Source organism: Blautia luti (genome assembly GCF_033096465.1).
Classification (GTDB): Bacteria; Bacillota; Clostridia; order Lachnospirales; family Lachnospiraceae; genus Blautia_A; species Blautia_A luti.
This window is the reverse complement of the sequence record NZ_AP028156.1, coordinates 2,637,559-2,661,259: the sequence shown is the minus strand read 5'-3', so window position 1 is coordinate 2,661,259 and position 23,701 is coordinate 2,637,559. Positions and strand designations below refer to the sequence as shown.

23 protein-coding genes are annotated in these 23,701 nt (G+C 44.0%); 19 read left to right on the top strand and 4 right to left on the bottom strand.

Annotation, left to right across the window (positions count from 1 at the left end; all coding sequences use genetic code 11):
• The first annotated feature begins 9 nt into the window (after positions 1–9).
• Both R8695_RS12305 and R8695_RS12300 read left to right on the top strand, forming a co-directional pair.
• Positions 10–525 carry an SEC-C metal-binding domain-containing protein gene (locus R8695_RS12305; protein ID WP_118508319.1) on the top strand — a complete coding sequence of 172 codons (516 nt, stop codon included), beginning with the start codon at positions 10–12 and terminating at the stop codon, positions 523–525.
• Positions 518–997 (top strand): YdcF family protein, encoded by a 480-nt coding sequence (locus R8695_RS12300; RefSeq protein WP_167515469.1) that lies wholly within the window; start codon positions 518–520, stop codon positions 995–997. The genes R8695_RS12305 and R8695_RS12300 overlap by 8 nt, the downstream gene beginning before the upstream one ends.
• Before the next feature lie 46 nt (positions 998–1,043).
• On the opposite strand, the gene R8695_RS12295 is transcribed toward R8695_RS12300, so the two are convergent.
• Entirely contained in the window at positions 1,044–1,913 is an 870-nt protein-coding gene (locus tag R8695_RS12295) for a shikimate dehydrogenase (RefSeq protein ID WP_118508321.1), read from the bottom strand.
• Positions 1,914–2,216: 303 nt separating this feature from the next.
• Here R8695_RS12295 and R8695_RS12290 point away from each other — a divergent pair, with 303 nt between their 5' ends.
• The 3 genes from R8695_RS12290 (at position 2,217) to R8695_RS12280 (ending at position 4,818) form a co-directional block, all read left to right on the top strand.
• Positions 2,217–3,062: a sigma-E processing peptidase SpoIIGA gene (locus tag R8695_RS12290; protein WP_118508322.1), complete on the top strand. Its 846-nt coding sequence runs from the start codon at positions 2,217–2,219 to the stop codon at positions 3,060–3,062.
• 16 nt (positions 3,063–3,078) lie between these two features.
• Positions 3,079–3,789 (top strand): RNA polymerase sporulation sigma factor SigE, encoded by a 711-nt coding sequence (sigE, locus tag R8695_RS12285; protein WP_118508323.1) that lies wholly within the window; start codon positions 3,079–3,081, stop codon positions 3,787–3,789.
• 72 nt (positions 3,790–3,861) lie between these two features.
• Positions 3,862–4,818, top strand: a complete 957-nt coding sequence (locus R8695_RS12280; RefSeq protein ID WP_243139505.1) for a radical SAM protein — start codon at positions 3,862–3,864, stop codon at positions 4,816–4,818.
• Positions 4,819–5,027: 209 nt separating this feature from the next.
• Here the strand turns inward: R8695_RS12280 and R8695_RS12275 are convergent, their stop codons facing one another.
• Together R8695_RS12275 and trkA are read right to left on the bottom strand one after the other, a co-directional pair.
• Positions 5,028–6,467 carry a TrkH family potassium uptake protein gene (locus R8695_RS12275; protein ID WP_118508324.1) on the bottom strand — a complete coding sequence of 480 codons (1,440 nt, stop codon included), beginning with the start codon at positions 6,465–6,467 and terminating at the stop codon, positions 5,028–5,030.
• Positions 6,468–6,479: 12 nt separating this feature from the next.
• On the bottom strand, positions 6,480–7,838 hold the full coding sequence (trkA, locus tag R8695_RS12270) for a Trk system potassium transporter TrkA (protein WP_118508325.1): 1,359 nt from the start codon (positions 7,836–7,838) through the stop codon (positions 6,480–6,482).
• Between the two features lie 259 nt (positions 7,839–8,097).
• On the opposite strand from trkA, the gene R8695_RS12265 reads away from it, so the two are divergent.
• The 4 genes from R8695_RS12265 (at position 8,098) to R8695_RS12250 (ending at position 10,305) form a co-directional block, all read left to right on the top strand.
• Complete coding sequence (locus tag R8695_RS12265; RefSeq protein ID WP_243139506.1) at positions 8,098–8,418, top strand: spore coat associated protein CotJA; 321 nt, start codon at positions 8,098–8,100, stop codon at positions 8,416–8,418.
• Complete coding sequence (locus R8695_RS12260; protein WP_118508326.1) at positions 8,415–8,690, top strand: spore coat protein CotJB; 276 nt, start codon at positions 8,415–8,417, stop codon at positions 8,688–8,690. The genes R8695_RS12265 and R8695_RS12260 overlap by 4 nt, the downstream gene beginning before the upstream one ends.
• A gap of 3 nt (positions 8,691–8,693) precedes the next feature.
• Positions 8,694–9,335 (top strand): manganese catalase family protein, encoded by a 642-nt coding sequence (locus R8695_RS12255; RefSeq protein WP_154780226.1) that lies wholly within the window; start codon positions 8,694–8,696, stop codon positions 9,333–9,335.
• 163 nt (positions 9,336–9,498) lie between these two features.
• The gene (locus tag R8695_RS12250; protein ID WP_154780227.1) at positions 9,499–10,305 is read left to right on the top strand and encodes an MBL fold metallo-hydrolase; all 807 of its coding nucleotides are present in this window, start codon (positions 9,499–9,501) and stop codon (positions 10,303–10,305) included.
• 4 nt (positions 10,306–10,309) lie between these two features.
• Here R8695_RS12250 and R8695_RS12245 read toward each other — a convergent pair whose 3' ends face one another.
• Complete coding sequence (locus R8695_RS12245; RefSeq protein ID WP_154780228.1) at positions 10,310–10,915, bottom strand: TetR/AcrR family transcriptional regulator; 606 nt, start codon at positions 10,913–10,915, stop codon at positions 10,310–10,312.
• Between the two features lie 207 nt (positions 10,916–11,122).
• Here R8695_RS12245 and R8695_RS12240 point away from each other — a divergent pair, with 207 nt between their 5' ends.
• The 10 genes from R8695_RS12240 to R8695_RS12195 all read left to right on the top strand — a co-directional run bounded on the left by R8695_RS12240 (position 11,123) and on the right by R8695_RS12195 (position 23,622).
• Positions 11,123–13,210: an efflux RND transporter permease subunit gene (locus tag R8695_RS12240; protein ID WP_154780229.1), complete on the top strand. Its 2,088-nt coding sequence runs from the start codon at positions 11,123–11,125 to the stop codon at positions 13,208–13,210.
• A 62-nt stretch (positions 13,211–13,272) separates the two neighbouring features.
• On the top strand, positions 13,273–16,452 hold the full coding sequence (locus tag R8695_RS12235) for a YhgE/Pip domain-containing protein (RefSeq protein WP_154780230.1): 3,180 nt from the start codon (positions 13,273–13,275) through the stop codon (positions 16,450–16,452).
• Positions 16,453–16,597: 145 nt separating this feature from the next.
• Positions 16,598–17,800: an FtsW/RodA/SpoVE family cell cycle protein gene (locus R8695_RS12230; RefSeq protein WP_154780231.1), complete on the top strand. Its 1,203-nt coding sequence runs from the start codon at positions 16,598–16,600 to the stop codon at positions 17,798–17,800.
• A 128-nt stretch (positions 17,801–17,928) separates the two neighbouring features.
• Complete coding sequence (gene acpP / locus R8695_RS12225; RefSeq protein ID WP_118508375.1) at positions 17,929–18,162, top strand: acyl carrier protein; 234 nt, start codon at positions 17,929–17,931, stop codon at positions 18,160–18,162.
• Positions 18,163–18,302: 140 nt separating this feature from the next.
• Positions 18,303–19,238: an ACP S-malonyltransferase gene (fabD, locus tag R8695_RS12220; RefSeq protein WP_118508376.1), complete on the top strand. Its 936-nt coding sequence runs from the start codon at positions 18,303–18,305 to the stop codon at positions 19,236–19,238.
• On the top strand, positions 19,225–19,965 hold the full coding sequence (gene fabG, locus R8695_RS12215) for a 3-oxoacyl-[acyl-carrier-protein] reductase (protein ID WP_118508377.1): 741 nt from the start codon (positions 19,225–19,227) through the stop codon (positions 19,963–19,965). Before fabD ends, fabG begins: the two co-directional genes overlap by 14 nt.
• Positions 19,966–19,984: 19 nt before the next feature.
• Positions 19,985–21,220 (top strand): beta-ketoacyl-ACP synthase II, encoded by a 1,236-nt coding sequence (gene fabF, locus R8695_RS12210; RefSeq protein WP_118508378.1) that lies wholly within the window; start codon positions 19,985–19,987, stop codon positions 21,218–21,220.
• 104 nt (positions 21,221–21,324) lie between these two features.
• Positions 21,325–21,819, top strand: a complete 495-nt coding sequence (gene accB, locus R8695_RS12205; protein ID WP_154780232.1) for an acetyl-CoA carboxylase biotin carboxyl carrier protein — start codon at positions 21,325–21,327, stop codon at positions 21,817–21,819.
• A 21-nt stretch (positions 21,820–21,840) separates the two neighbouring features.
• Entirely contained in the window at positions 21,841–22,272 is a 432-nt protein-coding gene (fabZ, locus tag R8695_RS12200) for a 3-hydroxyacyl-ACP dehydratase FabZ (protein ID WP_118508380.1), read from the top strand.
• Positions 22,273–22,275: 3 nt separating this feature from the next.
• Positions 22,276–23,622 carry an acetyl-CoA carboxylase biotin carboxylase subunit gene (locus tag R8695_RS12195; protein WP_154780233.1) on the top strand — a complete coding sequence of 449 codons (1,347 nt, stop codon included), beginning with the start codon at positions 22,276–22,278 and terminating at the stop codon, positions 23,620–23,622.
• Positions 23,623–23,701 lie beyond the last annotated feature (79 nt).

Below are 23,701 nucleotides of genomic sequence, written 5' to 3'. Positions count from 1 at the left end.
ATTAAGGAAATGAGCGATAAAACAATCTTAGAGCAGTGGCGTTCCATCGCCTATGACCAGCAGGCAGACCGTAATAAGCTTCAGAGATTCTGGGCTAATTATTTTAATATTGAAAAGGGAATTTATGAACAGCTTCTTACCAATCCGGATGAAGTAGTTACCGGTACAGTTAAAGAACTGGCTGAGAAATACGGACAGGATGTTCTGACTATGGTAGGTTTCTTGGATGGAATCAATGACAGTCTGAAAATCAAGAACCCGATCGAGACAATGGACGAGAATACGAAAGTATCTCTCTGCTTTGACAAAGAGCTCCTTTATAAGAACATGGTAGATGCAAGAGCTGACTGGCTCTATGAACTGCCACAGTGGGATGCAATCTTCACACCTGAGAAGAAGAAAGAACTTTACCTGGAACAGAAGAAATCCGGTACAGTTGTAAAAGCACATAAGATCGGACGTAATGATCCGTGTCCATGCGGAAGCGGCAAGAAATATAAATATTGCTGCGGAAGAAATGCGTAATATCCCCAGGCTGGAATATATTATCGTACTGGGTGCCCATGTAGAGGGAACCCGGCTTACACTTGCCCTTCTGGAAAGAACCAGGAGGGCATTGCAGTATCTTCAGGAGAATCCGGAGACAAAGGCGGTATTGTCCGGTGGAAAAGGAACTGGTGAAGCAATTACGGAAGCGCAGGCAATGTATCATTACCTGACAGAGCATGGGATAAAGGGAGAACGCCTGATACTGGAGGAAAGATCCACCAGTACAGCGGAGAATCTGAAATTCAGTCTGGATCTGATCGGACTGGATCATTCAGTAGGAGTAGTCACCAATCATTTTCATGTTTTCCGTGGCACTGCTATTGGCAGGAAATGCGGATGCAGGGAAATTTATCCCATTCCGTCCAGATATCGTTCCTGGAGACTGCTAATCTATATTCCCAGGGAAATTCTGGCAATCATAAAAGATAAAATAATAGGAAATTTATAAAAACAGCGGCAGAGAGGAAAATCCCCCTCTTCCGCTGTTTTACTGTTTACAGACAAAAATATTTCTCACGGATCACTTCTACAGGCATCTCCTGTCCTGTCCAGATTTTAAATGCCTTGGCACCCTGGTGAAGGAGCATATACATGCCGTTAAAGGTCTGACATCCTGCAGCCTTTGCTTCTCTTAAAAGCCTGGTCTCCTGTGGCTCATAGACAATATCTGCCACGACCAGTCCCGGACGGAAAAGACCCGTGTCTTTAATAATAGAATCATTAATATCAGGAACCATTCCTACCGAGGTGGCATTGATCAGCAGATAGCTTCGATCAATGGCATTTTTCAGTGCTGTATGGTCATCGTTATCATGAAGAGATACCTGACAGCCTGTCTTTGCGCTTAGGTTCTCTGCGAATTTCTGTGTACGATCCCAATAGCGGCTGGTGCGACGGGCGAAGATCTGAACTGCACTGGCACCATCCAGAGCAGACTGTGCACAGATTGCCATGGATGCACCACCTACACCCATCACTGTAACAGCCTTTCCGGTGATGTCATGTCCGGCATCACGGACAGACTGCATAAATCCGTATCCGTCTGTATTGTAGCCAGTAAGCTTCCCATTGTCATTCAGCACAGTGTTTACTGCACCGATAAGCTGCGCTTCAGGAGAAAGCTCATCCAGAAGCTCTACGATCTTATTCTTATTCGGCATAGTCAGATTAAATCCGCGGATCCCGCAGGTTTTCAATCCTTCTACTGCAGCAGGAAGGGTATCTTCATTTACATCAAAGCAAAGATATACGTAATCAAGTCCCAGAATACGGAAGGCTTCGTTATGCATCAGAGGGGAAATGCTGTGTGCAACCGGACTGCCCAGAAGAGCAGTAAGACCGGTATGTCCGGTAATTGTTTTCATGGTCATGGACCTCCAATCGTAAGAATCTATAAAAAATTTCTCGTAAAACATAGAAATTACCTATCATTTTATTCTGAGACAGACGAGATGTCAAGCCACTGTGACACTTTAATGTAAAAAATCAAGAAAGCAAATTTATGTCGTTTTCCAGCGATAAATTCTAAGACAGGCGTCCGCTGTTTTGACAAAATCTGCAAATCCAATCCCCTATAATGAATAACACTTACCTGAGTGAAGGATCAGACGGCAGAGTCCCGGATGGAAATCCGAAACTTACTGCTGTGATAATGAAGGGGGCAGGGAATGCATTACGAGATCTACATAGATGTGGTATTTGTCACAAATCTCCTGATGGATTATATTCTTCTGCGGTTTACCGGAAAAATCTTCCGGTGTGGAAAAAGCCGGGGAAGGACTCTTCTGGGAGCACTTCTGGGAGCCCTGTTTTCCTGTTGTATTCTTTATGTACCAGCCGCTGGTTTTCTTCCGGCAGTGATACTTCTTCATGGAGCCTGTGCAGTGGGAATGCTGGTGGTGGGATGTGGACTGAAAAAAGGAAGTCTGCTGGTAAAAGCGGTGCTGACTCTTTATATGGCGGCTTTTTTATGTGGCGGTTTCTGGGAGGCAGCAAAGAGCGAAAATCTGACGGCCAGAGCCTTTGTGCTTTTTGCAGCAGTGACCTGTCTGGGAGCTTCTGCGTGGTCTTATCTGGCAGATTCCATAAGAATACGGATGAAAAATGTTTATCCTGTAACACTGGTCTGTGGGGGAAGGAGTAAATCCTTTTACGGGTTTTATGATTCAGGAAATCTCCTGATGGATTCTGTGACCCGAAAACCGGTTTCCATCGGAAAACCTGATATTTTATATGACCTTCTGCCTGCTGAAACAGCGGATCAGCTAAAACACCTGAAAGAGAATCCAGGGGAGCTGCAAGGTACGGTGGCTGCAGGGCTTCAGCCTCATTTCGTTACTTTTCAAAGTATTGGAAAGGAACAGGGAATGCTGCTGGCGGTCACACTGGAGAAACTTTGTATTCAGACCCCGGCAGAGGTGGTGCAGGTGGACAGACCGGTTTTTGCATTTGCGTTGGAACCCTCCGCTTTTGGTAAGGAATATGAAGTACTTTTGAATTCCAGATTACTGTAACGGGAGGGGCATATCTATGAGTTGTTATCCATTTCAGGTCGTATCAAGACTGGTGATGAACCGGTCAGGAGAAATCTTTTATATTGGCGGAAATGATGTTCTGCCGGCACCGCTGGAGCCGCAGAGAGAAGCATTTGTTCTGGAGAAACTGGGGACAGAGCAGGCAGAGGAAGCGAAATCTGTTCTCATAGAACATAATCTGAGACTGGTGGTATATATTGCGAAAAAGTTTGACAATACAGGTGTGGGGGTGGAGGATCTGATCTCTATCGGGACGATTGGGCTGATCAAGGCCATTAATACATTTAACCCTGTAAAAAATATCAAGCTGGCAACTTATGCGTCCAGATGCATTGAGAATGAGATCCTGATGTATCTCAGGCGTAACAGCAAGACGCGGATGGAGGTATCCATAGATGAACCGCTGAATGTAGACTGGGACGGCAATGAGCTTCTGTTATCAGATATTCTGGGGACAGATGAGGATGTGATATCAAGAAGACTGGAGGACGAAGTGGAGATTTCCCTTCTGGCAAAAGCGATTAATAAACTGTCTCCCAGGGAACAGACCATCATCCGTCTGCGTTTCGGACTGGGAAAAAAGGACGATACGGAAAAGACCCAGAAAGAAGTAGCAGATTTCCTGGGGATTTCCCAGTCCTATATTTCCCGGCTGGAAAAGCGGATCATGAAGCGGTTGAAAAAAGAAATTGTAAAATATGAATAGATTCCGGAGAGAAATCATGTATAATAGACGAAGAGAAAAGAAACGGTGAGAAACCGGGGACAGAGGAACAAGATGAAAACAGAGCAGATAAGAGAAACAGAAGACAGGTCACAGATACAGGAAGCCATGACGGATTGCGTTTTATGTCCCAGAAACTGTCATGTGGACAGAACGAAGGGCAGGAGAGGATTCTGCGGAATGCCGGGAGAAATATATGGAGCCAGAGCAGCCCTGCATATGTGGGAGGAACCCTGTATTTCCGGTAAAAAAGGTTCCGGCGCAGTGTTTTTTTCAGGATGCGGACTGAGATGCTGTTTCTGTCAGAACCGTGATATAGCAATAGGAAAAAGTGGATTGGAAATTACAGAAGACAGGCTGGCTGAAATATTTCTGGAACTTCAGGAACAGGGGGCTGCCAATCTTAACCTGGTGACAGGAGCTCATTATGTGCCGCAGATCATTGCCGCGCTTAACCTGGCACGGGAACAGGGGCTGCGTCTGCCGGTGGTGTATAATTCCAGCGGCTATGAAAAGGTGGAAACTGTGAAGATGCTGGAAGGATACGTGGAGGTATACCTGCCTGATTACAAATATGCGGAAAGTAATCTGGCAGAGAAGTATTCCAGGGCAGAGGATTATCCGGAAACTGCTGCAGCGGCCATTGCAGAAATGGTGCGCCAGACCGGACCGGCAGTGTTTGATGAAGAGGGATATATGAGACGTGGAACGATTGTGCGCAATCTGATTCTGCCGGGGCATACCAGAAATTCCATAAAAGTACTGGAATATCTTCACAGAACTTACGGAAATCAGATCTATATCAGCATTATGAATCAGTATACACCGGTTTTTGAACAGAAAGAGTTTAAGGAACTGAATCGAAGAGTGACACAGCGGGAGTATGAAAAAGTTCTGAATGCTGCATTGGAACTTGGAATTGAAAATGGATTTTTTCAGGATGGAGAAACTGCCAGGGAAAGCTTTATTCCAGCATTTGATTATGAGGGGATAAGAAAATCTGTGAAATAAAAAAATCCCCCATAAATGGAAGGAGGCCGGTACTTTCGTACCGGCGCGTATGAAAAAGAAAAATATTTATAAGAAAGGCTTACCGCCTTTCCCGATTAATAGTATATCCAAAATATGTAAATAAAATATGAACAAAATGTAAAAAGAAAGAAAATAAAAGGGAAAAATAAAAACATCTCACAGATTTGAGTCTGTGAGATGTTCAGGTATCAGAATTTTTTCCAGGTATCTCTTACAAATAATAAGAGAAGGGGGAAGATTTCCAGTCTGCCTGCCAGCATATCAAACGTAAGAACCAGTTTGGAAAAGCAGGAGAACATGGAAAAGTTTCCGTTTGGTCCCACCAGTTCAAAACCAGGTCCGATGTTATTGATGGTAGCGGCTACTGCTGTAAAGTTTGTGATCAGGTCAAAGTCATCAAATGCGATGAGAAATACAGATCCTGAGAAGATCAGCACGAATACAATAAAGAAAATATTAGTGGAACGAACCACTTCGTGAGGGATGGCTTTGCCATCCATTTTTATTTTCTTTACTGCATTGGGATGCAGGAAAATGTGAAGTTCCTTGCGGACTGTTTTACACAGGATCAGAATTCTGGAGACTTTGATACCGCCACCTGTACTTCCAGCACATGCACCGATAAACATCAGCAATACCAGGATCGTTCGTGAGATTTCGGGCCACAGATTGAAATCTGTGGTAGCATACCCGGTAGTGGTGATGATAGAACCGACCTGGAATGCAGCCTGCTGGAATGCTTCGGGAATACTTCCGAACATATGGTAGATGTTGCAGGTGATGATCAGTACAGCTATAGCGATAATGGCGAAGTAATAGCGTACTTCTTCCATTTTAAATGCCTGAGCAAATTTCTTTGTAAGAATAAAGAAATATACATTAAAGTTTACCCCAAACAGAATCATGAATACAGTGATCACTACCTGAAGGTAGGTACTGTAACTTGCCATGCTGTCAGCTTTAATACCAAAACCTCCGGTACCGGCAGTACCGAATGCAGTACAGAGAGTGTCAAACAGAGGCATTTTTCCAATCAGCAGAAATACGATCTGGATCAGTGTTATTGCAATGTAGATGGTATACAGGATTTTGGCAGTAGACTGTACTTTTGGAGCAAGTTTACTTACCGATGGTCCAGGGCTTTCTGCTTTCATCAGGTTCATGTGGTAACCGCCTGTAAGAGGCAGCAAAGAAAGGATGAAGACCAGAACTCCCATACCTCCGATCCAGTGTGTGAAACTTCTCCAGATCAGTATACAGTGAGGCAGTGCTTCTACATCTGTTAGGATGCTGGCACCGGTTGTGGTAAATCCGGAAACTGTTTCAAACAGCGCATCCACAGGGTGGGGAATACTTCCGCTGATCACAAAGGGAACTGCACCCATAATACTTAATACGATCCAGCTCAGTGCTACGGTCACGAAACCTTCTTTGGTATAAAAGGCCTTTTTGGAAGACTTTTTATATGTCATCGGAATACCGAGTGCAAGACAGAGGATGATGGTAATGAGAAAAGCATATCCGGAAGTTTCCCTGTAGATTATGGAAGTGACCAGTGGAAGTGCCATAAATGCAGCCTCGATCTCCAGAATATATCCGATGATATAAATAATGATGGAATAATTCATAATGTGGTTTCCTTACCTTTCGAGAATATCTGTAATATCCCGGAGTCCTTTCTGGGTGGTGACGATGATCACGGTATCTCCTACCTGGATGGTATCATGTCCGCGGGGGATCATTACCACACCGTTGCGGTTTAAGTAGCCCACCAGAAGATTTTTGCGCAGGTTCAGATCAGAAAGGGGAATGCCTACTACCGGTGAATTCTCGCGGATGGCAAACTCCAATGCTTCAGCTTTGTTATCCAGGATATGATAAAGAGTTTCGATATTGCTTCCGATACTGTTCTGCATGGCACGTACATACTGAAGAATATAGTCTGCGGTAATATATTTGGGATAAATTACGCTTCCGATATCCAGATTGTCGATCACGTCGTCGAAGGCAAGACGGTTTACTTTGGCAACCAGTTTGGCATTGGAGATCGTTTTGGCAAAAAGAGCCAGGAATACATTTTCTTCATCCAGGTTTGTGAGGGATACGAATGCTTCTGCTCTGGGAAGCCCTTCTTCCATAAGGAGAGAACGGTTCGTACCGTCGCCATTGATGATGGTTGCATCAGGCAGAAGATCACTGAGGGTTTCGCAGCGTGCTGCATTCTGTTCGATGATTTTTACAGAGATATTCATATCCAGCAGGGCTTTGGTCAGGTAATAGGAAATAGTTCCGCCACCGACGATGATAGCATTTTTTACCTGGTTGGTTTTCAGCCCGATCTTTTTGAAAAAGGCGGCAGCATTCATGGGAGATGCCAGAATGGATACCATATCGCCGTCATGGATCACATAATTTCCGCCGGGGATTGAAACAGCGTCACGGCTTTCTACTGCGCAGAAAAGAACATCGCAGCGCAGGGTTTCCGTAATTCGGGAAATAGTCATTCCATCCAGGTCGAATTCCGGAAGAACTTTGAATTTCAAAAGTTCTACATGTCCCTTGGCAAAGGTGTCGATCTTGATAGCAGACGGGAAACGTAGAAGACGGGAAATCTCCTGTGCAGCTGCCAGTTCAGGATTGATGATCATGGTTACGCCCAGACGTTCTTTAATGAATGCAATCTCCTTTCCGTAGATAGGATTGCGGACACGGGCGATGGTCTGGCAGTGTCCTGTTTTCTGAGCGATGAGACAGCACAGAAGGTTCATTTCGTCAGAACCTGTCACGGCAATAAGGATATCGGCATTTTCAATGCCTGCCTCCATTAAAGTGTTAATGCTGGCGCCGTTTCCTACGATACCCATGGCATCGATGTCATCCTGAAGAGAATTGATTACTGTGGAAGATACATCTACCAGGGTAATATCTGATTCTTCTTCCTGAAGCTGCTCAGCCAGGGTGCGTCCGACTTTGCCGCACCCGATAATAATTATCTGCATAATTCCTCCAATAATAGATTTAAGTACGCTGAAGCTAAAACAGCGTACTCAAAATCATTTATAAAGTATATTCGTTTAGTTACAAAAACCTTTTTTGACCTTAACATCATAATAAAGCAAAGATACTATAGCACTGTTGAATCTATTTGTAAATATGAAATTTTTGTGATTTCTTATAAGCGCCTTAAGTATGCGCACCTTTTGGAAAATATGTCATAAAATATTAAAAGAAACAGCTTTGACAGAAAGGATTTTGTGTATGGAAAATTATCAGATGCGCAGGGCCTGTAACAGACCGTATAACCGTACTTGCGGCATGAACCGGCCCCGGACTATAAATGAAATGCCTGACAGAGAATGTTCCTGCAGCAGACAGCAGAAGTGCGACTGCGTCATGCCTGGAGCAAAAGGAATGAATGATGAGATGTTTTCTCATTTACAATATCTAGAACCTGCCATGGCATATGTGCCCTGCCAGAAATTTACAGAAAACTTTACACTTTCCTATGGACTGAGTGTTGGCACGATTTTTCCTCAGCTTTGTAAACCGTTTTGTGGAAAGAGAGGTGGGCGCAGATGAATGAAAAAGGTTCGAGAAACAGCCAGCTTTCCAGGATCAATGAAGTCAGCTTTGCAGTAGACGATATGCTGTTGTATCTGGATACCCATCCCTGCGACAGAAAGGCACTGGAGTATTGTGATGAACTGGTGAAAGAAAGAAGGAAACTTCTCCAGGAATATGCAGAGAAGTTTGGGCCTCTGACTATTGACTGCACGGACCAGCAGGAAAGTGCCACCTGGAAGTGGATGGAACAGCCGTTTCCATGGGAAAAGGAAGGAGCGTGCAGATAGTATATGTGGAATTATGAAAAAAGACTCCAGTACCCGGTAAACATTACACAGCCCAACGCAAAGATCGCCCAGTATATCATGAGCCAGTATGGTGGCCCAGATGGTGAGATCAGCGCATCCATGCGCTATCTGTCCCAAAGATTTACCATGCCGAACCGGATGGCGGCAGCGGTTTTGAATGATATTGGGACGGAAGAACTTGCCCACTTAGAAATGGTCTCCACCATCGTTCACCAGCTTACCCGGGATCTGTCCATGGAAGAAATCGAGAAATCTGGATTTGGTCCTTATTATATTGATCATACAGTGGGAGTATGGCCGCAGGCAGCAGGAGGGGTTCCGTTTAATGCCTGCCAGTTCCAGAGCAAGGGAGACCCGATTACAGATTTGTTCGAGAATCTGGCAGCAGAGCAGAAGGCCCGGTCGACTTATGATAATATTCTGCGGGTAGTGCGGGATATGCCGGAGATTGCAGATCCCATCAAATTCCTGCGCGCAAGGGAAGTGGTTCATTTCCAGAGATTTGGTGAAGCACTGCGGTCCATTCAGGAAGAACTGGATGCGAAGAACTTCTATGCTTTTAATCCATCCTTTGATAATCCGTGTACAGCATCTTGCAGGGAATGCGGCTGCAGCACTAAATAGGAAGAAAGGGGTCTCTGCCGGAACTGTGGTACATGAACAGCAACCATAAACAATAATCCGGCGGAGACTGCAAAACAGAACAGTTTTTTTTAGGAAAAAAATATGCTATACTTGGAAATCATCAGGGAAAATATCAGAAAAACCATACAGGAGGATACCGCAGATGAAACTTACAATACTGGGAACAGGAAATGCCAAAGTGACGAAATGTTATAATACATGTTTTACATTAAATGAAGAAGACGAGAAGGAATATTTTCTGGTTGACGGAGGCGGCGGAAGCACGATCCTGAAACAGCTGGAGGATGCAGGTATCAGCTGGAAGGACATTCATACAATTTTTGTTACCCATAAGCATATAGATCATCTCCTGGGAATTATCTGGATGCTGAGAATGTACTGTCAGGGAATGGCAAGAGGACAGTTTGATGAAGAGGTCAGGATTTATGCACATGACGAGGTGATCCGGCTTCTGAGGCAGATGTCTGAAATGCTTCTTACTCCGAAGGAAACCGCTTTTATTGGAGAAAAGGTATATCTTATCGAAGTGAAAGATGGAGAAGAGAAGAGTATTCTCGGACATAAAACCACCTTTTTTGATATCAGATCTACCAAGGCAAAACAGTATGGATTCTGCATGGAATATGCAGATGGAAAGAAACTGACCTGCTGTGGAGATGAACCTTATAATGAATGCGAGGAAAAATATGCCGTAAACAGTACCTGGCTGTTGCATGAGGCGTTCTGTCTGTATTCCCAGGCAGATAAATTCAAGCCTTATGAGAAACATCATTCCACAGTAAAAGATGCCTGTGAACTGGCACAGAAACTGGGAACAGAGAACCTGATCCTCTATCACACAGAGGACAAAAATATTTCCAGACGCAAGGAACTTTATACAGCAGAAGGGAAACCATATTATAATGGAAATCTTCTGATTCCGGATGATCTGGAAACCATAGAACTGTAATATCTCAGGACTGTTCCTCAAAGGTTTTCATAATAGCGGTAATGGCATTGTGAAGATAAGGACGGTATTCCTCCATTGAAATAGGCTGCTGGTAAAGAATGCAGCTGTAACAGGAGGATCCCACTAGCTCGATGATGGTAAAGAGCAGAAGTTCAGGGTTCCTGTAGGAGGTTTTATTCTGAGAAAGCATGTCCAGGTAAGACTGATAGAAATGATAGTCTTCATCTGGCATTTTTTCCTCGAAAGCACCTTTAAAAATTCCCCAGGAGAGATTTTTGGAAATGAAAGTCAGGAGCGTACGGTTCTGCTCCAGTTCAGTGAGTATATGATCTACAATAAAATGTACCTGTTCCTGAAAGTCTGTCAGTTCAGTCTGACTCAGTGCTTCATGTGCATGGAAAAAGAGCTCCCCTGTTTTATGGGAGACAAGCTTGTTCCGGATATCATATTTATCTTTAAAATACAGATAAAAGGTGCCTTTTGCAACACCTGCCTGATCAGCGATATCAGAAATTGTGGTTTTGGTAAGCCCTTTTGTGGTAAAAAGCTCAAAGGCAGTGTGAAAAAGGGCATCTTTTTTCTTTTTCTTATTTACTTCTAATCTACTCATGATAAAACCCCCTCCTGGTTTTACTTCATCTGTTTTCTATTTTAATCAGAAATGACTAAAAGTCAAACTGATTTTTTGGACAAATGGCACCTAATGTTTATTGACTATCTTTTTTTTTTGGTATATAACAATGCATGAGATAAAAAATGACTGTTGGTCATAGAATGATTAAACAGTATCAATAAGTAAAAAGAAAAGGAGAAAAAGATGATTAAGGTAGGAAAGTGGATTGCAAAACACAAAATACTGATCATTATCATCGGAATCGTTTTACTGATTCCGTCTTATCTCGGTATGGCTGCAACCAGAATCAATTACGATGTATTAAGCTACCTGCCGGATACCCTGGAAACAGTTAAGGGCCAGGATATCATGGTAGACCAGTTCGGAATGGGAGCGTTCTCCATGATAGTCGTGGAGGATATGGAACTAAAAGATGTAGCTACTTTGAAAGAGAAAATAGAAGCAGTAGATCATGTAGAGAAAGTTTTATGGTATGACAGTGTCTTGGATGTTTCCGTTCCTGTAGAAATGCTCCCGAAAGACTTAAGAGAAGCATTCTTTAACGGGAATGCAACAATGATGATCGCGTTGTTTGACAACACAACATCATCAGAAACTTCCATGGAAGCGGTAACAGAGATCCGTAAGATTACTTCTGAGAACTGTTTCGTCAGCGGAATGACCGGTATTGTTACAGATATTAAACAGATCGCACTGAAAGAGATGCCAATTTACGTTGTCATTGCATCCTGTCTCTCATTAGTAGTACTGCTTCTTGCAATGGACTCCCTGGTAGTTCCGGTGCTGTTCCTTCTGTGTATCGGTGTGGCAGTTTTATACAACCTTGGAAGTAATATTTTCCTTGGCCAGATTTCCTATATCACTCAGGCACTGACAGCAGTCCTTCAGTTAGGTGTTACCATGGACTATTCCATTTTCCTGCTGAACAGTTACGAGGAAAACAAGAAACGATTTGAAGGCGACAAAGAGAGAGCTATGGCGCATGCCATCAATGCAACTTTCAAATCTGTAATCGGAAGTTCCATTACAACAGTTGCCGGATTTATCGCACTTTGCTTTATGACTTTTGCACTTGGACGTGATATGGGTATCGTAATGGCAAAAGGTGTTGTGATCGGTGTTATCTGTTGTGTAACTTTACTTCCTGCTCTGGTACTTACCTTTGACAAAGCAATTGAGAAGACAAAACATAAACCGCTGCTTCCAAGCTTTGATAAAGCATCAGAATTTATTACAAAGCATTATAAAGTATGGCTGATCATTTTCCTGGTAATGCTTTTCCCGGCTATCCACGGAAACAACAACCTGAAAAACTACTATAATATTGATAAATCACTTCCTTCTACCCTGGACAGTAACGTGGCAAACGCGAAACTTCAGGAAACCTTTAATATGAATAATGTGCATATGGTGTTATTAAAGAAGGGACTGACATCAAAAGAGAAGACAGAAATGCTCAACCAGATCAAGAATGTTGACGGTGTGAAATGGGCACTCGGAATGGACTCCTTCGTAGGTGCAGCATTCCCGGATACCATGATCCCAAGTGATCTGAAGAAGATGCTAGAGAGCGATGAATATGAGATGGAATTTATCTGTTCTGAATATAAGACGGCGACAGATGAGGTAAACAATCAGATCGATGAGATTCAGAAGATTGTAAAAGGCTACAGTCCGGAATCCATGGTAATCGGTGAAGCACCTTTGACCAAGGACTTACAGGATGTTACAGATGTCGACTTAAAGACAGTAAATACAGTTTCTATCCTGGCGATCTTTGTTATCATTATGATTGTATTCAAATCAATTTCTCTTCCGTTTATCCTGGTTGCAGTTATTGAGTTTGCGATTTTCGTCAATATGTCTGTTCCATATTATCAGGGAAAAGAAGTGGTATTCGTAGCAAGTATCGTTATCGGATGTATCCAGCTGGGTGCAACGGTTGACTATGCGATCCTGATGACCAGCAGATATCAGAAAGAACGAGGCCTTGGAAAGAGCAAGAAAGAATCCATTGCCATTGCACACAAGACTTCCATGAAGTCCATCGTGATCAGTGGATGCAGTTTCTTCGCAGCAACCTTTGGTGTTGGCCTTTACACAGAGGTTGATATGATCGGAAGTATCACAAACCTGCTTTCACGTGGTGCAGTTATCAGTACGTTGGTCGTACTTCTGGTACTGCCGGCAATGTTTATGATCTTTGACCCGCTTATCTGCCATACATCTATTGGATTTGCCAAGAAGAAAACAGCAGAAGAAAAGAAATAAGAAAGAGAATTATATAAAGAAGCTTATTGTTGTAAAGAGAGAATATAAAGGAGTAATCTATTATGAACAGAAACAGAAAGAAAGCAGCTGCAGCATCACTTGCAGCAGGAATGGCCGTAGTTCTCGGAGCAGGCACTGTAATGGCAGCTGCTTCAACAAGCGATAATAGTGTTCAGAAAGAAGAGACTGTTTATGTAAATACAACAGCAGCCGGAGATGTAACAGATGTTACAGTATCTGACTGGCTGAAGAATTCCGGAGACAGTTCAGAATCTGAGATCAAAGATACCTCTGATCTGACAGATATCAAGAATGTAAAAGGTGATGAAACTTTTACACAGGACGGTGACAACCTGACCTGGAGTACAGACGGAAAAGATATTTATTATCAGGGAAAAACAGATAAAGAACTTCCTGTTTCCGTAAGCATTAAATATTATCTGGATGGAAAAGAAATTTCTCCGGATGATCTGGCAGGAAAGACCGGACACCTTAAGATGGAAGTTACCTATACCAATACATCGAAGACAACTAAGAAAGTAAATGGTAAAAATGCAGAAATTTATTCTCCGTTTGTGATGGTAACAGGAATGATCCTTTCTACAGACAATTTCGCAAATGTGACGGTAGATAATGGTAAAGTAATTTCTGATGGAAGCAGAAATATCGTAGTAGGCCTTGGAATGCCGGGAATGAAAGACAGCTTGGATCTGGATTCTGATCTGGCAGATGAAATTAATATTCCGGAAGGCTTTACAATGGAAGCTAATGTAACAGACTGTGAGATGAGTTCTGCATTTACCGTTGCAATGACAGATCTTCTGGACAACCTGGACCTGGATAATGTAGACGGACTGGATGATCTGAAGGATTCCATGAAAGATCTGACAGATGCAGCAGTGAAACTGGTAGATGGAAGCAAGGATCTGTATAAAGGAACCAGCACTCTCAATGATAAATATAAAGAATTTTCGGATGGTATCAGCAGTTTAAGCTCAGGTGTCAGCGAACTTACAGATGGCGCCAAAGAACTGGATGATGGTGTCAGGACACTGGATGACGGCGCAACACAGTTAGACAGTGGAGCGCAGCAGGTAAACAGTGGAGCACAGCAGGTAAACAGCGGAGCACAGCAGGTAAATAGCGGTGCACAGTCACTGGAATCAGGAGCAGAATCTCTCAGCAGTGGAGTTGAGTCTTATACTTCAGGAGCAGATACTCTTTCAGCAGGAATTCAGCAGTATACAGCAGGAGTAGATACCCTGAACAAAAAGATGACTGAATACGAAGCAGGAATGAAAACCCTCAGCGATGGCGTAAATGCTTATGTGTCAGGTGGAAATCAGCTGGCAGGCGGTGTGCAGGATTATGTAAATGGTGCTACTACTCTGACGGATGGTGTAAGTGATTATATTAAAGGAGCCAATACTCTTGCAGAAGGCGTGAGTCAGTATGTAGGCGGTATCAAGAGCCTGGTAGAAGGAATGGGAAAAATAGTTCCGGGTATTGACAGTGAAGTAAAAGGAATCCAGGATGCTGCAGACCAGATGACAGCACTTGCATCAAAGATCGATCCGGATACGATCAAAGATTTTAGCGATAATATTACAGCTTATACAGATGGTGTTTCCAGTTATGCAGAAGGTGTAAAAAGTTATGTACAGAATGTAGAAACTCTTGCTTCCGGCTTAAGCGAGCTGCAGAGCCAGTTAGAGCAGATGGGATCTTCTGAGACACAGGCTGCCAAAGAAGGGGCAGAAGCTCTTTCCAGTCAGTTAAACAGCAGTGCGGATACCATGAACAGCCAGGCAGATGCCATTGAATCCTGGATCAGCGATTCTTCAGAAGTGTCTGTAGATGCTTCTTCTGTAGAAGCTGGCGTAAATGCTGTAAGCAGTCAGCTGGAGGCAGCTGAATCAGCATTATATAATATTGATTACAGCAGTATGGATGATGAGACAGCTGCAGCAGTGGAAGCGGCTGTAAACAGTGCCCTTGGCGCAGTACAGTCAGCAGAAGAAAGTGCTTCTGCCATTGATACTTCTACAATCACAGTTTCCGCACCGGATACTTCTGCACTTCAGTCAGCAGCAGCCAGCTTGAGAAGCGCGGCAGGAGCTGCATCTGATACAGCAGATACACAGGCTGATTCTGTAGACAGCAGTCTGGAACAACTTCAGCAGCAGCTTGCAGCATTAAGCCAGGGTATGCAGACTGTAAAAACAGCAGTAGACCAGCTGAATTCCGGAGCACAGGTTCTGACAGCCAATGATGCAGTACTGACCGGTACAGGAGACCAGCTGTCAGCAGCAGGAACCCAGATCGCCAAAGGTGTAGGTGATATGAGTGATCTGTTTAAAGAACTGGAAGAGAAGCTTCCGGCAATGTTACAGGGAGTAGAAACACTTCAGTCAGGTTCCAAACAGCTTACAGAAGCTAATACAACACTGCAGAGTGGTTATGGATCATTAGCAAAAGCAAATACAGAACAGTTGATTCAGGGTGCATCTGATCTTCAAAGTGCAGGAAAGCAGATATCTGATGGTATTACACAGCTTCAGGGCAACAAGAATGCCAATGCCAATGCATTGCTTCAGGGAGCGAAGACACTGAAGAGTGCGAAGAAGAGCCTGACAAGCGGAATGTCACAGATCAGTAAAGCAACAGGACAGCTTACCAGCGGAGTAAGTACTTTATCCTCCAACAGCGGAGTTCTTTACAGCGGAGCATCCCAGCTTTCTGCAAACAGTTCCTCCTTAAACAGCGGAGCATCCCAGCTGGCAGATGGAGCTGCGACACTGGCAGATGGAACCAGCACACTGGCAAGCGGAGCCAGCACACTGGCAAGTGGAACCAGCACACTGGCAAGTGGAACCAGCACACTGGCAAGCGGAACCAAGAGCTTAAAGAGTGGAACCAGTAGCCTTGTATCAGGAACCAAATCACTTTCTGATGGAACCAAACAGCTTTCCGATGGAAGTGACCAGGTAAAAAATGGTATCAAGGAACTGAACGATGGTGCGAAAGAGCTGAATAAAGGCCAGAAGAAATTCTATAAAGAAGGTATCAAGAAATTAGATGATACAGTAAACAAAGATCTTCAGAAAGTTCTGGATCGTTTTGAAGCAATTCAGTCTGATGATGTTCTGTATACAACGTTTACAGATAAATCTTCTGATATGGATGGAAATGTAAAATTCATTTTCGAATCTGATCCTATTGAAGTATCAGATGATGAATAATAAATTCTGTGATCGCGAAGTGTGATGTCGTACACAGAATCCAACAACACAGGAGAAGGAAATAAAACCCCTTCTCCTGTGTTGCGTCTGAAATAAGTTTCTGCTATAATGGGAAAAAACATTTTAGAAAGCGACAGGTGATTGAATGCAGAAAACACAAGCACGGAAGCATTCTTATTCTGCTTCCGCGCCGAAAGCAAAATCCGCCAGGAAAACAAAAACGGATTATTATGATTACAGTCTGGTGGCGATCATTGTACTTCTGATCTGTTTCGGCCTGATCATGCTGTACAGCACCAGCGCTTATAGGGCTGAAGTGAGATATGGAGATGATATGTATTTCTTTAAGAAGCAGGCGGCCATCAGTATTGCATGCATTGTGATGGCGCTCTTTATTTCGAGGATCGATTATCATATCCTGGAACATTTTTCCGCGCTCTTGTATGTGGCAGCCCTGGGGTTGATGGCACTGGTAAAAACTCCTCTTGGAAAGGCTGCCAATGGTGCACAGAGATGGCTGAAACTTGGGCCAATCCAGTTCCAGCCTGCTGAGATAGCCAAGATCGCGGTGATCGTATGTCTGTCATATATGATCGTTCATATGGGAAAGCAGGTTCGTACTCTGAAAGCCTGTATGGTGCTGGCAGGAATGGGAGGGCTTCTGGCTCTTATCGCCTATGTATGTACAGATAACCTGAGTACAGCAATCATTATCTTCTGCATTACAGCAGGACTGATCTTCGTGGCACATCCGGATACCAAAATATTTCTGATCATTGCAGGTGTGGGAATTGCCCTGGCCGTAGTGACAGTTATTTTTCTGAACGCAACAGTCAGTGTAGACAGCAGTGGAAGTTTCCGTATCCGCCGTATTCTGGTATGGCTTCATCCGGAGGACTTCGCAGATGATGCAGGATATCAGACTATCCAGGCACTGTATGCGATAGGTTCCGGAGGATTTTTCGGAAGGGGACTTGGAAACAGTATTCAGAAACTTGGAAGTGTACCAGAGGCGCAGAATGATATGATCTTTTCCATTATCTGTGAGGAATTGGGGATTTTCGGGGGGATTATAGTACTGCTTCTGTATGCATATCTTCTGTATAGACTTTTCTTTATTGCACAGAATGCACCAGATATGTTTGGATCTTTGATGGTCAGCGGTATTTTCATTCATATGGCATTGCAGGTTATTCTGAATATTGCGGTTGTGGTAAACCTGATGCCCAATACCGGTATTACCCTGCCATTTATCAGTTATGGAGGTACTTCGATCCTGTTTCTGATGGCTGAGATGGGGCTGGCGCTCAGTGTGGCAAGGAAAATAAAGTTTGAAGATGCGAAATAATGCTTGACAAACAGAAGGGAAGCATATATACTTTGAATATCAAAGTAAATGAGAGATAAATGATGCTGTGAAAGACAGCGGATAAAATACTTGATCAAAATAAGATTGGATTAAAGGAGAAAATAATTATGTTAGAAAAAATGAGCGAAATGATTGCAGAACAGTTAAATTGTGAAGCAGGAGATATTACAGCAGAAACTTCTTTCAAGGATGATCTTGGTGCGGATTCCCTGGATCTTTTTGAACTGGTTATGGCACTGGAAGATGAGTATAACATTGAGATCCCGGCAGAAGATCTGACAGATATGACTACAGTTGGCGCTGTAATGGATTATCTGAAAGATAAAGGTGTAGAAGCATAATTGCGGAATTTGACCATCAGACTAAAGTGGCTCCTTGGAATCTATATCAGATTCCGGGGAGAATTTTTTGAATATATACTTTGAAAATCAAACTATTTAAAAAACAAAATAAATAATAGCATCTGAAAGGAATTAAATTTATGTCCAGAATCGCATTTGTTTTTCCAGGTCAGGGAGCGCAGTATACAGGAATGGCGAAAGATTTCTACGAGAAATTCCCTGTAAGCCGTGAAGTGTTTGAGAAAGCATCCAAAGTATCCGGTCTCAATGTGGAAACTTTATGTTTTGAAGAAAATGAGATTTTAAATATTACAGAATATACACAGATTGCCATGCTGGCAGCAGAAATCGCTATTTTAAGAGCTGTAGAGAAATCCGAAATCACATCCCAGGTAAATGCCGGACTGAGCCTTGGAGAATACGGTGCACTCGTAGCTTCCAAAGTTATGACAGAGGAGGATGCCTTTGCAATAGTAAGAAAAAGAGGAATCCTGATGCAGGAGGCATATCCGACAGGCGGTGCAATGTCAGCAGTTCTTGGAACAGATGCAGAACTGATCGAGAAGATCTGCGAAGAGACAGAAGGAATCGTATCCATTGCAAACTATAACTGCCCTGGCCAGATCGTGATCACAGGAGAAGAGGATGCAGTCGCAGCAGCCGGGAAAGCGTTAAGTGCAGCTGGTGCAAGACGCGTGATCCCACTTAAAGTCAGCGGACCTTTCCACTGCGGACTTCTGAGAGAAGCAGGAGAGAAACTTGGACAGGCCCTGGCAGATGTGGAAATTCAGAAATTCACCACTCCATATGTGACAAATGTAACTGCACAGAATGTAACAGAACCGGAACAGGTAAAAGAGCTTCTGATAAAACAGGTCTCGTCTCCCGTACGTTGGCAGCAGTGTGTAGAGCAAATGATCAGTGATGGTGTGGACACATTTATTGAGATTGGACCTGGCAGAACCCTGACTGGTTTCCTTAAGAAAATCAACAGAAATGTAAAAGCTTTACATATAGAGAAAGTAGAAGATCTGGAAACGGTAAGAAAGGAGATTCTTGTAAATGCTGGAGAATAAAGTAGCACTTGTCACAGGTGCAGGACGTGGGATCGGACGTGCCATCGCTATTGCGCTTGCCAAAGAGGGGGCAGAGGTGATCGTCAATTACAATGGCTCTGAAGAACGTGCAAAAGAAGTAAAGCAGACCATCGAAGAAAATGGTGGAAAAGCTTCCGTATATAAATGCAATGTCAGCGATTTCGAAGCCTGCGAAACCATGATCAAAGACGTAGTAAAAGAATACGGACATCTGGACATTCTGGTAAATAACGCTGGGATCACCAGAGATGGACTGATCATGAAGATGAAAGAAGAAGATTTCGATGCTGTACTGAATGTAAACCTGAAAGGCACATTTAATACTATCCGTCACAGCGCCCGCCAGATGCTGAAGCAGAGAAGCGGAAAGATCATCAACATTTCCTCTGTTTCCGGAATCCTTGGAAATGCAGGCCAGGCGAACTATGCAGCATCCAAAGCAGGAGTCATCGGTCTGACAAAGACAATGGCAAGGGAACTGGGAAGCCGCGGTATTACCGTAAATGCCATTGCACCGGGATTCGTGGATACAGAAATGACAGAAGTACTTTCTGAAGAACTGAAAGAGAGTGCGTGTAAACAGATTATTCTTGGACGATTCGGAAAACCGGAGGATATTGCGAATGCAGCAGTATTTCTGGCATCGGACAAAGCAGATTACATTACAGGACAGGTCATCAGTGTGGATGGCGGTATGAACGTATAGACAGACGAGGAGATTTAAGATGAGAAGAGTTGTAATTACAGGTATGGGAGCAATCACTCCTGTAGGATTAAATGTAGAAGAATTCTGGAAGAGCGTAAAAGAGGGAAAAACAAATTTTGCAGAAGTAACCCGTTTTGACACAACTAAATACAGAGCCCACATGGCAGCAGAGATCAACAACTTCAATGCAAAAGACTACATGGATTTCAAATCTGCCAAACGTATGGAACTTTTCAGCCAGTATGCAGTAGCAGCAGCAAAAGAAGCCATCGAGCAGTCCGGCCTTGATATAACAAAAGAAGACCCCTTCCGTGTAGGATGCAGCGTGGGAAGCGGCATTGGAAGCATGCAGGTAGTAGAGAAATCCTGCGAAATCCTGGAGACAAAAGGTCCGGGCAGACTGAACCCTCTGATGATCCCGCTGCTGATCTCCAACATGGCATCCGGAAATGTATCCATCCAGTTCGGCCTCCGTGGGAAGAACATCAACGTTGTAACAGCCTGCGCAACAGGAACCCACAGCATTGGTGAAGCATACCGCACCATCCAGTGGTCTGATGCAGATGTAATGGTTGCAGGTGGAACAGAAGCAGCCATCACACCGATAGGTTTCGGCGGTTTCGCAGCCCTGACAGCCCTGACATCTTCCACAGACCCGAAGAGATGCTCCATTCCTTTTGACAAAGAAAGAAGCGGCTTTGTTATGGGCGAAGGTGCAGGTGTCGTAGTTCTGGAAGAACTGGAACATGCAAAAGCCCGCGGTGCAAAGATCCTTGCTGAAGTTGTAGGCTATGGTGCAACAGGAGATGCGTTCCACATCACATCCCCTGCAGAAGACGGCTCCGGTGCAGCCAAAGCTATGGAACTTGCAGTAAAAGAGGCAGGTATTTCCACAGATGATGTATGGTATGTGAATGCTCACGGTACAAGTACACACCATAATGACTTATTCGAGACCATCGCGATCAAGAAGACATTTGGTGAGCATGCAAAAGAAATGAAAGTAAACTCCACCAAGTCCATCACAGGACATCTTCTGGGCGCAGCAGGTGCAGTAGAAGTGATCACCTGCGTCAAAGAACTCCAGGAGGGGCTGATCCATCAGACAGCAGGCTATCAGGTACCGGACGAACAGTGCGATCTGGACTATGTAGGAAACGGACCTGTTAAGATGGATATCAAATATGCATTGTCCAACTCCCTTGGATTTGGCGGACATAATGCATCTTTACTTATTAAGAAATACGAAGACTAATCTTATAGAAACATAATTAATACAGATCCGGCGGAGCGAAAAATCAGATATCTGTCTGGATCAGACAGCCTGAATACTTAGCTGATTCAGGCAGGAGGAAATAAATGGAATTATCAAATATATTAGAACTGATCCATGCAGTCAGTGATTCAAATCTGACACAATTTAATCTGCAGGACGGAAACTTAAACATTTCCATGTCAGCAGAGAAAACAATCGTGCAGCAGGCAGCAGCAAACGCAGATGCAGTAGCATTTGCTGCTCAGTACCAGACGGCAGTACAGCCGGTTTTGCAGTCAGTACCTCAGTCTGCCGTGCAGAATAATGCAGGTGCCGGCGCATCATCCAGTGAGAAACCACTTACAGGAAATATAGTGAAATCCCCGCTTGTAGGAACCTACTATGCAGCCTCATCCCCTGACAGCGCCCCGTTTGTAAAAGTCGGAGACAAAGTAACCAAAGGCCAGGTTCTCGGAATCGTAGAAGCAATGAAACTGATGAACGAGATCGAATCAGAATTCGACGGCACAGTCAAAGAAATCCTGGTAGAAAATGAACAGATGGTAGAGTTCGGACAGCCAATGTTTGTGATAGAATAGAGGAAAAAGGAGGTATTTATAGTGAAACTTACAACAAAAGAAATCATGGAAATCATTCCCCACAGACACCCGTTCCTCCTGATCGACACAATCGAAGATCTGGTTCCGGGCGTAAGAGCAACAGGAAAGAAATGCATCACTTACAATGAACCGCAGTTCGCCGGCCACTTCCCGCAGGAACCGATCATGCCGGGAGTCCTGATCATCGAAGCACTTGCCCAGACCGGCGCAGTTGCAATCTTAAGCAAACCGGAAAATAAGGGAAAAATCGCATATTTTGCATCCATCAACAACGCGAAATTTAAGAACAAGGTAGTACCGGGAGACACTCTTACACTTGAAGTGGAGATCATCAAGGAAAAAGGTCCAATGGGAGTCGGCAAAGCAAAAGCCACAAATCAGGACGGCAAAGTAGCAGTGATCGCAGAACTGACTTTTGCAGTAGGAGCATAACAAATGTTTGGAAAAATTTTGATCGCCAATAGAGGCGAGATCGCAGTACGTATTATCCGTGCATGCCGCGAAATGGGGATCCGTACAGTTGCTGTATATTCGGAAGCAGACAGAGATGCCCTGCACACACAGCTTGCAGACGAAGCAGTCTGCATTGGCAGAGCACAGTCCACAGACAGCTATCTGAATATGGAACGGATTTTAAGTGCAACCATTGCCACAAATGCAGAAGCCATCCATCCGGGCTTCGGTTTTCTCTCAGAGAACAGCCGCTTCGTGGAAATGTGTGAGAAATGCAACGTAGCATTTATCGGCCCGTCAGCAGAAGTGATTTCCAGAATGGGAAATAAATCCGAAGCAAAAAACACGATGCGCAAAGCCAAAGTCCCGGTAGTCCCGGGAACAAAAGAGCCGGTTTATACAGTAGTAGAGGCAGAGAGAGCAGTAAAAGAAATTGGCTTCCCGGTTATGATCAAGGCTTCTGCAGGCGGCGGTGGAAAGGGAATGCGTGTAGCCAGAAACGAGCAGGAATTTGCCAAATTATTCGAGACAGCACAGCAGGAATCTGTTCATTCTTTCTCAGATAATACCATGTATCTGGAACGCTTCGTGGAAAATCCCAGACATGTAGAGGTACAGATCCTTGCAGATAAATATGGAAACGTGATCCACCTCGGGGAGCGTGACTGCTCTGTTCAAAGACGCCACCAGAAGATGATTGAAGAATCCCCGTGCATCGCAATTTCCGACAAACTGCGAAAGAAAATGGGTGAGACCGCAGTCCGTGCCGCAAAAGCAGCAGGTTACGAAAGTGCCGGAACCATAGAGTTCCTGCTGGATCAGTCCGGGGAATTTTATTTCATGGAAATGAACACCAGAATTCAGGTAGAACATCCGGTAACAGAGTTCGTCTCAGGCGTAGACCTGATCAAAGAGCAGATCCGCATCGCAGCAGGTGAACCATTAAGCGTTCAGCAGAAAGATATAGAAATCCGCGGCCACGCCATGGAATGCAGGATCAACGCAGAAGACCCTGAGAGACATTTCATGCCATGCCCTGGCAGGATCACAGACCTGCATCTGCCCGGCGGAAATGGAATCCGCGTGGACACGGCAGTCTACAATGACTACGCAATCCCGCCATACTATGATTCCATGATCGCCAAGATCATCGTCTATGACAAAGACCGTCACAGTGCCATCCGGAAAATGATCAGCGCCCTTGGGGAAGTCGCAATCGAAGGAGTAAAGACGAACGTAGACTTCCTGTACGAACTGCTGAATCAGCCGGACTTCCAGGATGGGAACATTACTACGGATTTCATTCCACAGCATTATCCAGACTTGTAAAATAAAATTTGATGCAAATATATTTTATAGCTTGGTAGAAATTACATATTGATTAAAGGGTAATTAATAACTTAAATCG

Coding starts and splice junctions, on each gene's coding strand:
- R8695_RS12305 (WP_118508319.1), top strand. CDS start 10: ATGAGCGATAAAACAATCTTAGAGCAGTGGCGTTCCATCGCCTATGAC.
- R8695_RS12300 (WP_167515469.1), top strand. CDS start 518: ATGCGTAATATCCCCAGGCTGGAATATATTATCGTACTGGGTGCCCAT.
- R8695_RS12295 (WP_118508321.1), bottom strand. CDS start 1,913: ATGAAAACAATTACCGGACATACCGGTCTTACTGCTCTTCTGGGCAGT.
- R8695_RS12290 (WP_118508322.1), top strand. CDS start 2,217: ATGCATTACGAGATCTACATAGATGTGGTATTTGTCACAAATCTCCTG.
- sigE (WP_118508323.1), top strand. CDS start 3,079: ATGAGTTGTTATCCATTTCAGGTCGTATCAAGACTGGTGATGAACCGG.
- R8695_RS12280 (WP_243139505.1), top strand. CDS start 3,862: ATGAAAACAGAGCAGATAAGAGAAACAGAAGACAGGTCACAGATACAG.
- R8695_RS12275 (WP_118508324.1), bottom strand. CDS start 6,467: ATGAATTATTCCATCATTATTTATATCATCGGATATATTCTGGAGATC.
- trkA (WP_118508325.1), bottom strand. CDS start 7,838: ATGCAGATAATTATTATCGGGTGCGGCAAAGTCGGACGCACCCTGGCT.
- R8695_RS12265 (WP_243139506.1), top strand. CDS start 8,098: ATGGAAAATTATCAGATGCGCAGGGCCTGTAACAGACCGTATAACCGT.
- R8695_RS12260 (WP_118508326.1), top strand. CDS start 8,415: ATGAATGAAAAAGGTTCGAGAAACAGCCAGCTTTCCAGGATCAATGAA.
- R8695_RS12255 (WP_154780226.1), top strand. CDS start 8,694: ATGTGGAATTATGAAAAAAGACTCCAGTACCCGGTAAACATTACACAG.
- R8695_RS12250 (WP_154780227.1), top strand. CDS start 9,499: ATGAAACTTACAATACTGGGAACAGGAAATGCCAAAGTGACGAAATGT.
- R8695_RS12245 (WP_154780228.1), bottom strand. CDS start 10,915: ATGAGTAGATTAGAAGTAAATAAGAAAAAGAAAAAAGATGCCCTTTTT.
- R8695_RS12240 (WP_154780229.1), top strand. CDS start 11,123: ATGATTAAGGTAGGAAAGTGGATTGCAAAACACAAAATACTGATCATT.
- R8695_RS12235 (WP_154780230.1), top strand. CDS start 13,273: ATGAACAGAAACAGAAAGAAAGCAGCTGCAGCATCACTTGCAGCAGGA.
- R8695_RS12230 (WP_154780231.1), top strand. CDS start 16,598: ATGCAGAAAACACAAGCACGGAAGCATTCTTATTCTGCTTCCGCGCCG.
- acpP (WP_118508375.1), top strand. CDS start 17,929: ATGTTAGAAAAAATGAGCGAAATGATTGCAGAACAGTTAAATTGTGAA.
- fabD (WP_118508376.1), top strand. CDS start 18,303: ATGTCCAGAATCGCATTTGTTTTTCCAGGTCAGGGAGCGCAGTATACA.
- fabG (WP_118508377.1), top strand. CDS start 19,225: ATGCTGGAGAATAAAGTAGCACTTGTCACAGGTGCAGGACGTGGGATC.
- fabF (WP_118508378.1), top strand. CDS start 19,985: ATGAGAAGAGTTGTAATTACAGGTATGGGAGCAATCACTCCTGTAGGA.
- accB (WP_154780232.1), top strand. CDS start 21,325: ATGGAATTATCAAATATATTAGAACTGATCCATGCAGTCAGTGATTCA.
- R8695_RS12195 (WP_154780233.1), top strand. CDS start 22,276: ATGTTTGGAAAAATTTTGATCGCCAATAGAGGCGAGATCGCAGTACGT.